The 13,408-nt window shown below is 66.4% G+C and carries 11 protein-coding genes; 5 read left to right on the forward strand and 6 right to left on the reverse strand.

The features are described from left to right. Positions 1-95 precede the first annotated feature (95 nt). Positions 96-2,222 carry a PAS domain-containing sensor histidine kinase gene (locus G0Q01_RS01480; RefSeq protein WP_235939441.1) on the reverse strand — a complete coding sequence of 709 codons (2,127 nt, stop codon included), beginning with the start codon at positions 2,220-2,222 and terminating at the stop codon, positions 96-98. 285 nt (positions 2,223-2,507) lie between these two features. On the opposite strand from G0Q01_RS01480, the gene G0Q01_RS01485 reads away from it, so the two are divergent. Both G0Q01_RS01485 and G0Q01_RS01490 read left to right on the forward strand, forming a co-directional pair. Then, positions 2,508-2,816 (forward strand): hypothetical protein, encoded by a 309-nt coding sequence (locus G0Q01_RS01485; protein WP_164196899.1) that lies wholly within the window; start codon positions 2,508-2,510, stop codon positions 2,814-2,816. A 252-nt stretch (positions 2,817-3,068) separates the two neighbouring features. Further along, positions 3,069-4,397: an HlyC/CorC family transporter gene (locus G0Q01_RS01490; RefSeq protein ID WP_108965892.1), complete on the forward strand. Its 1,329-nt coding sequence runs from the start codon at positions 3,069-3,071 to the stop codon at positions 4,395-4,397. Here the strand turns inward: G0Q01_RS01490 and G0Q01_RS01495 are convergent. Next, a complete protein-coding gene (locus G0Q01_RS01495; RefSeq protein ID WP_164196898.1) occupies positions 4,354-5,520 on the reverse strand; it encodes a histidine kinase dimerization/phosphoacceptor domain -containing protein in 1,167 nt (388 codons plus the stop codon). The two genes, G0Q01_RS01490 and G0Q01_RS01495, sit on opposite strands and share 44 nt — an antisense overlap. 316 nt (positions 5,521-5,836) lie before the next feature. Between G0Q01_RS01495 and G0Q01_RS01500 the strand changes: the two genes are divergently transcribed. After that, positions 5,837-6,451, forward strand: coding sequence for an NTP transferase domain-containing protein (locus G0Q01_RS01500; protein WP_164196897.1), 615 nt, complete (start codon positions 5,837-5,839; stop codon positions 6,449-6,451). A gap of 150 nt (positions 6,452-6,601) precedes the next feature. Here the strand turns inward: G0Q01_RS01500 and G0Q01_RS01505 are convergent, their stop codons facing one another. From G0Q01_RS01505 to purC, 3 genes are all read right to left on the reverse strand, one after another. Continuing rightward, complete coding sequence (locus G0Q01_RS01505) at positions 6,602-8,710, reverse strand: Hint domain-containing protein (RefSeq protein WP_164212947.1); 2,109 nt, start codon at positions 8,708-8,710, stop codon at positions 6,602-6,604. A gap of 802 nt (positions 8,711-9,512) precedes the next feature. Further along, a complete protein-coding gene (purS, locus tag G0Q01_RS01510) occupies positions 9,513-9,743 on the reverse strand; it encodes a phosphoribosylformylglycinamidine synthase subunit PurS (protein WP_095881779.1) in 231 nt (76 codons plus the stop codon). 88 nt (positions 9,744-9,831) lie between these two features. Continuing rightward, on the reverse strand, positions 9,832-10,593 hold the full coding sequence (gene purC, locus G0Q01_RS01515) for a phosphoribosylaminoimidazolesuccinocarboxamide synthase (RefSeq protein ID WP_108965900.1): 762 nt from the start codon (positions 10,591-10,593) through the stop codon (positions 9,832-9,834). Between the two features lie 162 nt (positions 10,594-10,755). Between purC and G0Q01_RS01520 the strand changes: the two genes are divergently transcribed. Further along, positions 10,756-11,067 carry a DUF1476 domain-containing protein gene (locus G0Q01_RS01520; RefSeq protein WP_108965902.1) on the forward strand — a complete coding sequence of 104 codons (312 nt, stop codon included), beginning with the start codon at positions 10,756-10,758 and terminating at the stop codon, positions 11,065-11,067. A 46-nt stretch (positions 11,068-11,113) separates the two neighbouring features. Here the strand turns inward: G0Q01_RS01520 and G0Q01_RS01525 are convergent, their stop codons facing one another. Then, a complete protein-coding gene (locus G0Q01_RS01525) occupies positions 11,114-12,397 on the reverse strand; it encodes an ATP-binding protein (RefSeq protein ID WP_164196896.1) in 1,284 nt (427 codons plus the stop codon). Between the two features lie 54 nt (positions 12,398-12,451). On the opposite strand from G0Q01_RS01525, the gene G0Q01_RS01530 reads away from it, so the two are divergent. Next, a complete protein-coding gene (locus G0Q01_RS01530) occupies positions 12,452-13,366 on the forward strand; it encodes an MBL fold metallo-hydrolase (RefSeq protein WP_164196895.1) in 915 nt (304 codons plus the stop codon). Positions 13,367-13,408: the final 42 nt, after the last annotated feature.

The following is a 13,408-nucleotide window of genomic DNA, read 5'->3' on the forward strand; positions in this document are numbered from 1 at the left end:
TCTCGCATCCGGGACACCGGAAATACGAAAGGGCTGGCCTGCGCCAGCCCTTTCTCTTTTGCATAAGGCCCCTCGGACCTTTGCGAGCCTGCGGCCTACACCGGGTTGATCAGCTCACCGACCCTTCCAATGAGCACATCCAGATCGAAGGGCTTCTGCACGATCTCGACGTCCGCCGCAGGCAGCTCGCCCCCGAGCGCCGCGCTCTCGTCATAGCCGGTGACGAAGACGACCTTGAGCCCCGGCAGCTCGGCGCGGGCGGCCTCGGCCAGCTGGCGCCCGTTCATCCCGCGCGGCAGCCCCACATCGGTGAGCAGCAGATCGACCTGAGGCGTCCGCGCGAGCGCCTCCAGCGCCTCGGCCGCCGTGCCGGCCTCGAGCACGGAGTACCCCCGGTCCCGCAGCGCATCCACGACCACCATCCGCACCAGGACCTCGTCCTCGACCACGAGCACCGTCTTTTCCGGCGCCGCGGCCAGCGCGGTATCGCCGCGTTCTTCGGCGTCCTGCTCCACCTCGACAGCCTCGAAGCTCCTCGGCAGGTAGAGGCTCACCACCGTACCCGCGCCAACCTCCGAAGTGATCTCGGCCGCGCCGCCGGACTGCTGGGCAAACCCGTAGACCATGGACAGGCCCAGCCCCGTGCCCTCGCCCATCGGCTTGGTGGTGAAGAAAGGCTCGAAAGCCCGGTCGATCTGCTCGGCGGTCATGCCGCTGCCGGTGTCAGACACGCTGATGCGCAGGTAGTCCCCCGCCTCGAGACCCATGCTCTTTGCCTTGGTGCGCGCCATGCTCTGGTTCGAGAGGTGGATCGTCAGGCTGCCGCCCTCGGGCATGGCGTCGCGGGCGTTGATGCAGAGGTTCAGCAGCGCGTTCTCGAGCTGGTTCTGATCGACGAGCGACAGCCAGGGGTTCGCGTCGGCGGTTGTCCTCAGCTCGATGTGCGGCCCGACCGTGCGCTGCACCAGGTCGACCATACCGGCGCAGAGCTGCACCACATCGGTCGGCCTGGGGGCGAGGGTCTGCTTGCGGGCGAAGGCCATGAGCCGCTGCGTGAGGTTCGCTGCGCGACTCGCCGCGTTCCGGGCCGCCGACAGATATCGCCCGATCTCGTCGAGGCGCCGTTCTGACAGCCGCGCACCGGCCATCTCGACCGAGCCGGCGACCGCCGCCAGAAGATTGTTGAAGTCATGCGCCAGCCCGCCGGTGAGCTGGCCGACCGCCTCCATCTTCTGGGCGTGGCGCAGCTCTTCCTCCCGCGCCATCAGCGCGGCGGTCTGTTCCGACACCCGGCGTTCAAGGGTCTCGTTGAGTCGGAAAAGCTCGGCCGTCACCCGGTCGCGCTCGGCCTCGACCTCGCGCCGGCGGCTGACATCCATCAGCACCCCGGAAAAGGACTCGGACTTGCCGTGAGCATTGAGCTCGACCCGCCCGCTCGCTTCGATCCAATGATACTTGCGGTCCTCGCGCAGAACACGGAATTGATCGAAATAGGACCCACCCTCGCGCAGCGCCGCCTCGATATCCGAGATCAGCCGCGGCTTGTCCTCGGGATGAACGTTCTCGACCAGGTCGTCGAGCTTGAGATCGCCAAGCTCGGTGACCTCGCGCAGCCCCATGGCCGAGGCGAGCGCCGCGTCGACGGTGAAGACGTCCCGGGGGACATCCCAGACCCAGGTGCCGACGATCGCCCCGGCCTCGAGCGCGAGGCCGACGCGGCGTTCGCTCTCGCGCGCGAGCTTCTCGCTGGCCCGGATCTCCGCCTCGGCACGTTTGCGGTTGGTGACGTCACGAAAGAGCACCGCGACCTGCCCGAGGCTCTTGGGCTCGACCCGCCGCGCCGAGACCTCGATGAACCGCCCAACCTCGGAGAAACTTCTTTCGAACCGGATTGGCGCGCCATGTTCCAGCACGTCGCCGTAGATCTTCACCCATTGCCGCCCGTCGTCGGGTGCAACATCAAAGACGGTTTTCCCGACGATCCCCTTGATGCCGGTATGACGCTCGTAACCCGAATTCGCTTCGATATGCATGTAGTCCGACAGTGGCCCATCCGGCCCGTCGATGAACTGGATGATGCAGAAGCCGTCGTCTATCATCTCGAAGAGCGCCTGGCGACCGGCCTCGCGCGCGTCACCCTGGGTCGGCGCCCTCTCCGGCTCGAGAACCGGTGCCGGCTTTCTACTCTTGATAAACGGCAGGCGCATCGCGGTGTCCGACATGTCAGGGAATATACCTCTTGCAATATAGAGGGGGTCCCTGCCGCGCAAAGGCCGCCCACGGGCAAACCTGGCCCGAACGTCATGAAATCCGTGGCTGACTTCGGGGAAACGCGACGACACCGCGCCCCAGTCGGGCGGGCGATTGCGATGGAAAGGTAAGACGCGGCGAAGCGCGGATGTCCCGGCGCCCCTGCCAGAGCCCGAAGTTATCCTAACGGTATCTCGCGACCTGAGCTACCATGGCGTGATCTATTGATTGATTTAGCAACTTGGGGGACCGCATTCATGGAAGGTATTGCAGCAATAATCGTTCAGGCGATCGCGGGTATGGTCGGAGGCGGCGTGGCCGGTCAGCTCGTGAAGACCGTCGGCATGGCGGTGCTTCCAAAGCTCCTTTCCGGCGCCATCGGCGGCATCCTCGGCGGTTCCGCCATCGGTGCGATCCTCGGTGGCGGCGATCCGACCGCGGCCGCCGATGCGGCCACCGCCGCGGGCGGCCTCGACATCGGCGCGCTGATCAGCCAGCTTCTGGGGGGCGCCGCCGGGGGCGGTGTTCTGACCGCGATCGTCGGCCAATTCCTCGGCAAAAAGTAAGTCGCATCGAGGCGCGGGTCCGGCACGGCAGACGGGTCCGCGCCGAGGCGCAGAGGCTCCACCGCAGGCGCAGATCCACGCGCAGACACGGCCGCAGACAGGGACTGCGAGACCGCAGAGCGCGCCGGCACGGGCGCAAGGCCGGAACGACGCAGGCGATCCCTTTTGCCGCGGATCCGGCCAGAGCCTTGAAGACCAAGGCCGCGCGCCCCATAACTCTCTGAACACTCTTGAACATGAAAAGACGGACGTATGGACGCCCCTGCCACCGGAACACTCGACGCGGCCTTCTGGATGACCTCCGCCGCGATCCTGCTGCTCATTCTCTTCTCGGCTTTCTTCTCCGGCTCCGAGACCGCGCTGACCGCCGCCTCGCGCGGGAAACTGCGCGCCGCCATGGACCGGGGCTCGCGCGGCGCCGCGCTGGCGCTGAAGATCACCGAGGACAACGAGCGGCTGATCGGCTCGGTGCTGCTGGGCAACAACCTGGTCAACATCCTTGCCACCTCCCTCGCCACGGCGCTGTTCACCCGGCTGCTCGGCGATGGCGGCGTGGCGATGGCGACGCTGATCATGACCTTCCTCGTGCTGATCTTCGCCGAGGTGCTGCCCAAGACCTACGCCATCACCAACCCCGAGGCCGCGGCCGCCACCGTGGCCCCGCCGATCCGTCTGGTCATCCTGATCTTCTCGCCCGTGGTGGCGGCGATCCGTGCGCTGGTGCGGGTGCTGCTCAAGCTCATCGGCGTACAGACCGACCCCGACAGCCAGATCCTCGCCGTGCGCGAGGAGATCGCCGGGGCGCTGCAGCTCGGCCACTCGGAAGGCGTGGTGGAAAAGGAAGACCGCGACCGCATTCTCGGCGCGCTCGATCTGGCCGAGCGCACGGTCGAGGAGATCATGCTGCACCGCTCGGGGATCGAGAGCATCGACGCCGAAGCCGAGCCGCGGGCGATCCTGCAGCAGTGCCTCGACAGCAACCACACCCGCCTGCCCGTCTACCGCGGCGAGCCCGAGAACATCATCGGCATGGTGCACGCCAAGGACCTGCTGCGCGCCATGTATGACACCATGGCGCAGGCTGGCGAGCGCGGCTTCGCGGCGCTCGACGACTTCCGCATCACCGAGGTGATGATGAAGCCCTACTTCGTGCCCGACACCACCACGCTCGCCGACCAGATGCGCAACTTCCTGCGCCGCCGCACGCACTTCGCGCTGGTCGTGGATGAATATGGCTCGCTCGAGGGGCTGATCACCCTCGAGGATATCCTCGAAGAGATCGTTGGCGAGATCGCCGACGAGCACGATCCCGACGCCGAGCATCAGGTCAGCGCCGGCGAAGATGGCTGGTTCTGGCTCGATGGCGCGATGACCATCCGCGATCTCAACCGGGCCGCCGACTGGTCGCTGCCCGACGACGAGGCGAACACCATCGCCGGCCTCGTCATTCACGAGGCGCAGATGATCCCCACCGTCGGCCAGCGCTTCAGCTTCCACGGCTTCCGCTTCGAGGTTATGGAGCGCGAGAACAACCGGATCACCCGGCTGCGGGTGCGGCCCGTGGAGCCTCTGCCGGCGTGACCGGCACATCGGCGGCAGGGTCGATCGGCAGCTCGGCCTCGAGCACGTAGCCGCCCGGCTCGCGCCGCTCGAGCACCGTGCCGCCCACCTGGCTCACCGCCGCCTCGAGCAACCGCGCGCCGAGCGCGGACGAGGCCAGCGCGTCGAGGGTGGAGCCCGGCTCGGGGCCGGTGCCGTTGTCGCGGCAGGTGAAGAGGATCCGGTTCACCCCGGCCGGGCGCATCTCGAAGCGGACCACCGGCGCGGCGTCGCTGTCATGAAAGGCATATTTCATCGCATTGGCGGCGAACTCGTTGGCGACCACGCCAATCGAGGCGGCAACCCGCGATTCCACCTCGATGCGGGGCACGTCGACCTCGAAACGCACCTCTGAAGGCGCATGACGCTGCAGCAGCGTGGCGACGCGCGAGAGGTACGTGTCAAGCCGCACGAAATGCATCTTGGACGTCAGGTTCAACTCGGCATGCAACTGCGAGACCGAATCCACCCGCCGCGCGATGGCGTCGAGCGCGTCGCGGGTCTCGGGCTCGGCCGAGCGGGCGCGGTAGAGCCGGATGGTCGAGGCCACGGTCTGCAGCGAGTTCTTCACCCTGTGGTCGATCTCCTCGCGCAGGATCTCCTTGTTGTGCAGGGCGCGTTGCAGGTCGAGTTGACGCATGACCTGCCCGGCCATGACCTTGAGCAGCTTGCGCTGCTGGGCGGTCAGTTGGCGCGGCCTGTGGTCGAGCACGCAGAGCGTTCCGATGGTATGGCCGCTGCGGGTCACCAGCGGCGCCCCGGCGTAGAAGCGCATGGACGAAATCGGCCCGCAGCAAAGCGGGTTGTCGGCACTGCGCAGGTCGAGCAACGTGTCCTCGATCTCGAGGATCTCCTCCGACAGGATCGCATGGGAACAGATCGATTGCTCGAGCGGCGTCTGGCCCGGATCCATTCCGAAACGCGCCTTGAACCATTGCCGGTGCTCATCGACGAGGCTGATCAGAGCGACCGGCACCTCGAGCAGCGAGGCAAGCAGTTCCACCACCTCGTCGAAGGCCGGATCGGGAGCGCTGTCGAGCACGCCAAAGCTGCGCAGCTCGGCAAGACGTTCGAGCTCATCATCCGATTTCCGTGCGAGTACCATTGTCCGAAATTGCCCCTTTTCACCGGAACCTGCGAGGCGCTGGGGGCGCGTGCCGCAGGCAGTCTCTCAGACATAGTAGCAGGCAAGGTACCGCCAAGGCCATTGTGCCTCCCGTTCGTCCATCACGCCGCCAGAACCGCGCATTCCCCGGCGAGTTTACACATTTTTTGTGAATTTGTTGCTTAAGCTTGCGCGTCAGACCACCCCGCTTCACCCGTTTCCCCGCCCGCCGACCGCGCCTGCGGGATCACGCCGGACCTGCCGGACCGCCGAGAAAGCCCGTCGGGGTATCTGGCTTTGCTGTATAAGGAGTTCCATGGGAGGAATCGCTGTTTTGATTCCCGCCGCCGGCGCAAGCAGTCGGATGCGCGGGGCCGACAAGCTGCTGAAGCAGGTCGGCGGCCGGGCGCTTCTGCGCCGTCAGGCCGAGGAAGCGCTGCGCGCGGCCAACCACGTGACGGTCACCCTGCCCGATCACGACCATCCGCGCGCCGCCGCGCTGGCAGGTCTGCCAGTGCAACTTGTTGCCGTCCCGGATGCCTGCCACGGCATGTCCGCCTCGCTGCGGCGCGGGGTCGGCATGCTGCCACCCGGGATCGACGCGCTGATCGTCTTGCCCGCCGACATGCCCGAGCTGACGTCCGAGGATATCCTCAAGCTCGTGCGGGGCTTTCGCGCCATGCCGCAGCCAACGCTGCAGCAGGGCTGTGCGGAAGATGGCACGCCGGGGCACCCGGTGCTGTTCCCGGCCGATTGCTTCTCGGCGATGCAGATGCTGGACGGGGACGAGGGCGCGCGCAGCGTGCTCGCCGCCAACCGCAACCGGCTGCGCCGCGTGGCCCTGCCGGGGAACCGCGCGCTGATCGACCTCGACACGCCAGAGGCATGGCGGGACTGGGAACAACGCCAGGACGCGCTTGACCCCTGCTGAGCCGCGGCCTCCGCCCAATGCGCAAGAAAGAACCCCGGGACGCGCCGCGCCCCGGGGTCTGTGGTACGCCGCAGCGCCGCCCCACCAGCGACGCCGCGACGAGCTGCATCCTTTGCGGCCTCCCGTTCAGCCGACCTGTCAGACGACCAGTCAGCCGACCAGCAGTTGCGCCTCGTGCTTCTTCAGCGAGCGACGGGCTGCGCCATAGGCCTGCAGGCCCTCGGCATGCTCAAGCTCCGGGAAGAGTGCAAAAATCTCTTCGCGTTGCGCGTCGCCTATGCCCTTGAGCGTGTAGTCGCCGGGCTGGAAGCTCTCGGTCCAGGCGCCGTTCGACAGCACCACCTCGTGCTGGTCGAACATGAAGTGGATGTAGGCGACGCCCGTGGTGTCGACCTCGTCCACGCCCTTGAGCCCGGTCAGATGCTTGGCGGCCGCGAGAACCTCGCGCTCTTCGAAGTAAAGCGCAGTGCGGTCATTGGCGACCAGAACGCGGTGGTTCGGCGAGACCAGCAGGTCATGCTCCGGAAGGTTCTTGCCGAGCGCACCTTTCTGGATCAGCACCGGGCGCAGATGCGGCTGGCGGGCCAGTTCGAAGCCGGTGAGTTCCTTGCGGCCGACCCAGCGGATCTCCTGGATGCCGTTGTCGCGGGTGATGACGCGGTCGCCGACCTTGAGGTCCTCGACCAGGCGCTCGCCCTGCGGCGTGGCGATCAGCGTGCCCGGGGTGAAGCAGGGCATCACCTCGACCGTGACATAGGCGGTGTCGGTGCCGCCGTGGCCATCGTCGATGGTGTAGGAGAAGGCATCGTAGCCGGTGAAGCCCTCTTCGGCGGTGTAGGACACGGTGCCGTCATCGTTGAGCGTGGCGGTGCCGTTGGTCGGCTCGCCGATGCTGGTGACGGTCAGCGTATCGCCATCGGCGTCGCTGTCGTTCTCGGTCGGGTCGAAGGTCGCCGTCGCGCTGCCGGTGGTGTGGTAAAGATCGTTCAGCGCGTCGGGCGGGGTGTTCTCGCCATCGGTCGGCGTGGTCGGGATCCCGGTGTTGACCGTGACGGTGCCGGTGTCGGTGCCGCCCTGGCCATCGTCGATGGTGTAGGCGAAGCTATCCTCGCCGGAATGCCCTTCGTTCGGCGTATAGGTGACAGTGCCATCGGCATTCAGCGTCACCGTGCCATTGCTGGCATCGCCCACGCCGGTGATGGTCAGATCATCGCCATCCACATCGGTGTCATTCACGGTCGGATCGAGCGTGACCGGGGTGTTGCTGCCGGTGGTGACAAAGTCATCTTCGGCCACGGGATCGTCGTTCACCGGGTAGACGGTGATCGCCACATGGCCAGTGGCGGAATTGCCCGAGGGATCCTCGACCGTATAGGTGATCTCGGCGTCGCCATTGTAATCGGCGTCGGGGGTGAAAGTCAGGGTGCCGTCGCCATTGTTCACGACCGTTCCATGCGTGGCGGTGGCAGAGGTGACGGTCAGCGGATCTCCGTCGGGATCGCTGTCATTGGCCAGCACGTCGATGGTGACGGCAACGTCCTCGTCGGTCTCGGCGGCGTCATCCTCGGCCACCGGGCCGCTGTCCGCGACGTCGCAGGTCGAGAAGCTCACGTCCGAAATCAGCACGCCCTGCGTCGAGTCTCCGCCGTTCCCGTAGACCACCTCGATGCGCGACACCGGACCGGCGATCGAGACAAGCACGCTGCCGTCCTGCTCGGCGAAGCCAGTAATGTCCTCGCCGGTGGCGGTGCCGCCGCTGGTGCTGGTGCTGCCGCCAAGCGCGGTCAGGGTGACCTCGACTGGGGCGCCCTCGGCGTCGAAGGCAAGGATCGTGACATTGTCCTGGAAGTCGATGCCGCCCGGCGTGAGGGTCGCGTCGCCGGCCAGGTCCCCGAGGTCGGAGCCCGCGCCGCCATCCACGTCGTTGAGCACGAAGGAGACGTTCTGCACCTCGTCGGTGTAGAGTTCGTTCGAGGAACTGAAATCGAGCACCGTGGTCGAGGTCGCCGAGACAGTGCCGCCATCCCCGCCTTCGCCGAAGAGCTTCAGGTGCGAATTGGGATTGATCGAGGAGCCTTCGGGCACGTAGCCGTCGTATGCGGCGGTGAAAGCCTCGGCCCCCGTGTCCTGCGCCTCGAAGGAGATGGCGACGTTGACGCCGCCGGTATCGACGGTGGTCGCGGAGCCACCGGTCGACGTGTCCGCCAGCGTGGTTCCCATCGCACCAAGCGATACCCAGTTCAGAAACAAGTCAGCCATCGTTACACCCTTCAACTCCAGAACGGGACTTCCCCGCGCCGCGGCAGCGGCATCCGGCGCAACTGCGCCGCATCGCCCCGTCTCCGTCCTCTCCGCGTGTCCGGTGGCCTGCATGCCGGGCAGCGGCAAAAGCAGTCCGACTGGTGCCGGCCACATCTGCCCCACACCATCGGTCACATCCTCAGCGGATGACTTGAGATCGGCGGCCGCCCCCGGCCTGTCTTTCGTCGCCCCCCAGTCGGGCTTAACAAACTACTTAGAGCCAGGCCGCGCGTTAACAAAGTCAAAAGTGGCGGTCAGGTGGCGATAGATGTCCAAATATGGGCCGGTTTCGGCTGATCGTCGAGAAATCTGCCGCAAATGTGTCGAAATATTGTTTCCAATTTATTCTTCCCCGGAGACGCCGAAAGCTGCGTTTTCCCGCCATTGCCGCAGGGCCCGCCGGGAAGGCCGCTCTGCGTTGTTCCCAAGGTGGAAACAGATGTAGCGCCCAAACCCGCAGTCCACGCCTGCCCGTAGTCCGTCAAAATTACGGCACATCTGTCCCGGCAGACGAACCAATCTTACTCAAATTGAAAGATTGCCCCGGTGACCCCTGATTGAAGCGCCGATTTCTCCGAATCAAACCTGGGAATGTGACCGCAATCCGGCAGCTGACCCATGACCAATCGGGGCACCCCCTGCCGTCGCCATATCCACGCCTCATTGCGCAGCCCACCCGCCAAACGCAAAACGCCCCCGGCCGGAGGCCGGGGGCGTCTGCGTCTCAGGATGGGCTTTTCGGCCGATCCGCCAGAGCGGATCAGAGCATTTCGATCTGGTAGCTCTCGATCACGGTGTTGGCGAGCAGCTTCTCGCACATCTCCTTGACCGTCGCCTCGCCGGTGCCTTCGGCCAGTTCCAGGTCGATCACCTTGCCTTGACGCACGGCGCCCACGCCTTCGAAGCCGAGCCCGCCAAGCGCGTGGCGCACGGCCTCGCCCTGCGGGTCGAGCACGCCCTCTTTCAGCATCACATGCACACGTGCCTTCATGGCCATCTCTCCGTTCTTCGCAAAGGGGCTTTGCCCCTCATCGTTCCCAAATCAGGTAAATCGCAGCGCCGCCTCCGGCGTTACGCTTTCAATTGATCAGCTTCGGCTTCGACACGTGGGTGGCCTGCTTCGGCATCACGCCCAGACGGCGCGCCACCTCGGTGTAGGCGTCGGTCAGCGAGCCGAGATCGCGGCGGAACACGTCCTTGTCGAGCTTCTGGCCTGTCTCGATGTCCCAAAGGCGCATCGAGTCGGGCGAAATCTCGTCGGCGACGATCAGCCGCTGGAAGTCGCCGTCATAGACGCGGCCGATCTCGATCTTGAAGTCGACGAGGCGAATGCCGACGCCGTACATCAGGCCCGAGAGATAATCGTTCACCCGCAGCGACAGGCTCAGGATGTCATCCATGTCCTGCTGCCCGGCCCAGCCGAAGGCGGCGATATGCTCTTCGGTGACCAGCGGGTCGCCCAGCTTGTCGTCCTTGTAGCAATATTCGACGATCGGGCGCGGCAGCGCGGTGCCCTCTTCGAGACCCAGGCGCTTGGCCAGCGAACCCGCGGCGTAGTTGCGCACGATCACTTCCAGCGGGATGATCTCGCAGGCGCGGACGAGTTGCTCGCGCATGTTCAGCCGCTTGAGGAAGTGGGTCGGCACGCCGATGTTGTTGAGGCCGGTCATGAAGAACTCGGACAGGCGGTTGTTCAGCACGCCCTTGCCCTCGATCACGTCCTTCTTCTGCGCGTTGAAGGCGGTGGCGTCGTCCTTGAAGTACTGGACGATGGTGCCCGGCTCGGGGCCTTCGTACAGAATCTTTGCCTTGCCTTCGTAGATCTTCTTGCGCCGTGCCATGGGAATCCTTTCGCCCGGGGCCGCGTATCGGCCGCTGCGTCTTGTCCGCCCTCATAAATCAAGGCTGCCCTTGCCGCAAGCGGCCTGCTTTCACTTGAGCCAGCGCAATATCCAATACACCCGATCCGCGCTATAGTTGGGCATTCTCAGGAGGGGTTTCCAATGACGACTTTCGACAATCGAGAACAGGCGTTCGAGAACAAGTTTGCCCGCGACGCGGAGCTGCACTTCCAGGCCGAGATGCGCTGCAACAGGAAGCTCGCCCTCTGGGCCGCGGAATTGCTCGGGAAATCAGAGCCCGAGGCCGGTGACTACGTGGCGCAGCTCATCAAGGCCGAACTCGACGCGGCGGGCCATGCCGGAATCGCCCGGGTCGCGGGCGATCTCGGCGACAAGGCCAGCGCCGAGGAGATCGCCCGCAAGCGCGCGGCTCTGCTGGCCGAGGCGCGCCAGGAAATCCTCGACGAAGGCTGACATTTGGGGCGGGGCGCGCCATGTCCGGCGCGCCGCCCCTGCGCCATCAGCGCGCGATGACGATGTCCGCGCGCAGACCGCCAAGCGTGTCGCTCTCACCCAGCCGCAGCACGCCGCCATGGGCGCGCGCGACATCCGCCGCGATCGCCAGCCCCAGCCCGACGCCGGTGCCGCGGTCCTGGTTGCGCGCCGGGTCGAGCCGGGTGAAGGGCTTCATCGCCTCCTCGCGCCGCTCCGGCGCAATCCCCGGCCCGTCGTCCTCGACCCGGATCCGCAGCGACTTGTCCGTGAGGGTCACCGAAACCTCGCAGCGGGTGCCATAGCGCACCGCGTTTCCAACAAGGTTCTCCAGCGCCCGGCGCAGCGCCACAGGGCGCACGCTCACCTCGCCCGCCCCCTCAATCTGCCCCAGGCTCACCGCCTTGCCGCTGCGCTGCGCATCGGCCACCACCGAGGCGGCCAGCGCCACCGGATCCACCGGCTCGGCCACCCCGTCCTGCGAATTGCCGCGGGCGAAGTCGAGGAAGGCGTCGATGAGCCGCTGCATGTCGTCAACGTCGCGCTCGAGCGGCTCGCGGTCCGCGTCGTCAAGCATCGACAGGCCGAGCCGCAGCCGGGTGATCGGCGTGCGCAGGTCATGGCTGACCCCCGAGAGCATCATCGTCCGCTGCTCGATCTGCCGCTCGATCCGGTTGCGCATGTCGAGAAAGGCATTGCCCGCCGCCCGCACCTCGACCGCCCCGCCCGGCTGATAGGGCACATGCCGACCGCGGCCAAAGGCCTCGGCGGCCTCGGCCAGCCGGGTGATCGGGCGCAGCTGGTTGCGCAGGTAGAAAAAGGCGATCAGCGTCATCAGGATGCCGAAGACCATCATGTTGACCAAGAGCTGGTGCGGGTTCGAGGCCGAGGCGCGCTGGCGCGAGAACTCCACCTTGTAAAGCGTGCCGCGCGAGCCGCGCAGATAGAGCTCGACGTCATTGTCATTGGGCAGCATCACCCGCAGCACGCCGGGCACGAAACCGCGCAGCGTCTCGGCAACCACGATGCCCGAGAAGTCGAACCAGCGCCGCTGGTCAGCCGGGGGCAGCGCCGCCTCGCCCACCTCCCGCATCTTCAGCCCGAGCGGCGCAGCCGCCGCCGGCGCGTGCAGCGCATAGCGCACGTCGCGCGCCACGCCGCGCGTCATCTGCTGCGAGACACCCTCGAAATGGCGTTGCACAAACACCACCGAGACCACCAACTGAATGGTGAAGACCGGCAGGATGAGGATCAGCGCCGCACGCGCGTAGATGCCGCGCGGCATGTAACGTTTGAGCCACTGGAAGAACATGCGCTAACCCTAGCCGAGGCGCCGAGGCGCCACCATCTGCAAACGAGAGCCAAGATGATCGATCCCCAGCCCGACTTCCAGCCTGTTCCGGGCCACGCCGAGGCGCTTGCGCCCGGGCTGCGCCGGGTGCTAGCGCCGAACCCCTCGCCGATGACCTTTCGCGGCACCAATACATATGTGCTCGGCACGGGCGCGCTGGCGGTGATCGATCCCGGCCCGTGCTCCGAGCCGCATCTCGAGGCCATCCTCGCGGCGGTCGGACCGGGCCAGCACATCAGCCATATTCTCGTCACCCACGCGCATCTCGACCATTCCCCCCTCGCCCGCCCGCTCGCCGAGGCCACCGGCGCGCCGGTGCTGGCCTTCGGAGACGCCCGCGCCGGACGCAGCGAGATGATGCAGCGGCTTGCCGAGACGGGCCTCGCCGGCGGCGGCGAAGGCGTCGATGCGGGCTTCGCGCCTGATGAAGAGCTGCCCGACGGCGCGGTGATCGCCGCGGAGGGCTGGCGCCTCGAAGTGATTCACACCCCGGGCCATTTCGGCAACCATCTGAGCTTTGCCTGGGGAGACGTTCTGTTCTCGGGGGATCTGGTGATGGGCTGGGCAAGTTCGCTGGTCTCGCCCCCCGATGGCGACCTCGGCGCCTTCATGAACTCGCTGGAACGGCTGCGCCGCACTCGCTGGTCTCGGCTTCACCCCGGCCATGGTGCCCCGGTCGAGGCCCCCCTCGAACGGATCGACGCGCTGCGCGCCCATCGCCGCGCCCGCGAAGCGGCGATCCTCACCGCGCTCGCCGACGGCCCCGCCGATGCCGCGAGTCTCGCGACCGTCATCTATCACGACACAAACCCCGCGCTTTTGCCCGCCGCAGCGCGCAATGTGCTGGCGCACCTCATCGACCTCACCCAGCGTAAAGCCGTGATTCCGCTAGGCAATCTCGAAAAGAACTGCGTCTTTTCAAGGGCATGAAAGAAAATTCACGCCGGAGCGAAAAAACTTCAAAAAGCCTCT

Source organism: Salipiger sp. PrR007, from assembly GCF_010499845.1.
Classification (GTDB): Bacteria; Pseudomonadota; Alphaproteobacteria; order Rhodobacterales; family Rhodobacteraceae; genus Salipiger; species Salipiger pacificus_A.

What these genes read in the sequence shown, in the direction of transcription:
- G0Q01_RS01495 (WP_164196898.1), bottom strand. Translation starts at nt 5,520, where the DNA reads ATGGTACTCGCACGGAAATCGGATGATGAGCTCGAACGTCTTGCCGAG.
- G0Q01_RS01485 (WP_164196899.1), top strand. Translation starts at nt 2,508, where the DNA reads ATGGAAGGTATTGCAGCAATAATCGTTCAGGCGATCGCGGGTATGGTC.
- purC (WP_108965900.1), bottom strand. Translation starts at nt 10,593, where the DNA reads ATGGCACGGCGCAAGAAGATCTACGAAGGCAAGGCAAAGATTCTGTAC.
- G0Q01_RS01525 (WP_164196896.1), bottom strand. Translation starts at nt 12,397, where the DNA reads ATGTTCTTCCAGTGGCTCAAACGTTACATGCCGCGCGGCATCTACGCG.
- G0Q01_RS01480 (WP_235939441.1), bottom strand. Translation starts at nt 2,222, where the DNA reads ATGTCGGACACCGCGATGCGCCTGCCGTTTATCAAGAGTAGAAAGCCG.
- G0Q01_RS01500 (WP_164196897.1), top strand. Translation starts at nt 5,837, where the DNA reads ATGGGAGGAATCGCTGTTTTGATTCCCGCCGCCGGCGCAAGCAGTCGG.
- G0Q01_RS01530 (WP_164196895.1), top strand. Translation starts at nt 12,452, where the DNA reads ATGATCGATCCCCAGCCCGACTTCCAGCCTGTTCCGGGCCACGCCGAG.
- purS (WP_095881779.1), bottom strand. Translation starts at nt 9,743, where the DNA reads ATGAAGGCACGTGTGCATGTGATGCTGAAAGAGGGCGTGCTCGACCCG.
- G0Q01_RS01505 (WP_164212947.1), bottom strand. Translation starts at nt 8,710, where the DNA reads ATGGCTGACTTGTTTCTGAACTGGGTATCGCTTGGTGCGATGGGAACC.
- G0Q01_RS01490 (WP_108965892.1), top strand. Translation starts at nt 3,069, where the DNA reads ATGGACGCCCCTGCCACCGGAACACTCGACGCGGCCTTCTGGATGACC.
- G0Q01_RS01520 (WP_108965902.1), top strand. Translation starts at nt 10,756, where the DNA reads ATGACGACTTTCGACAATCGAGAACAGGCGTTCGAGAACAAGTTTGCC.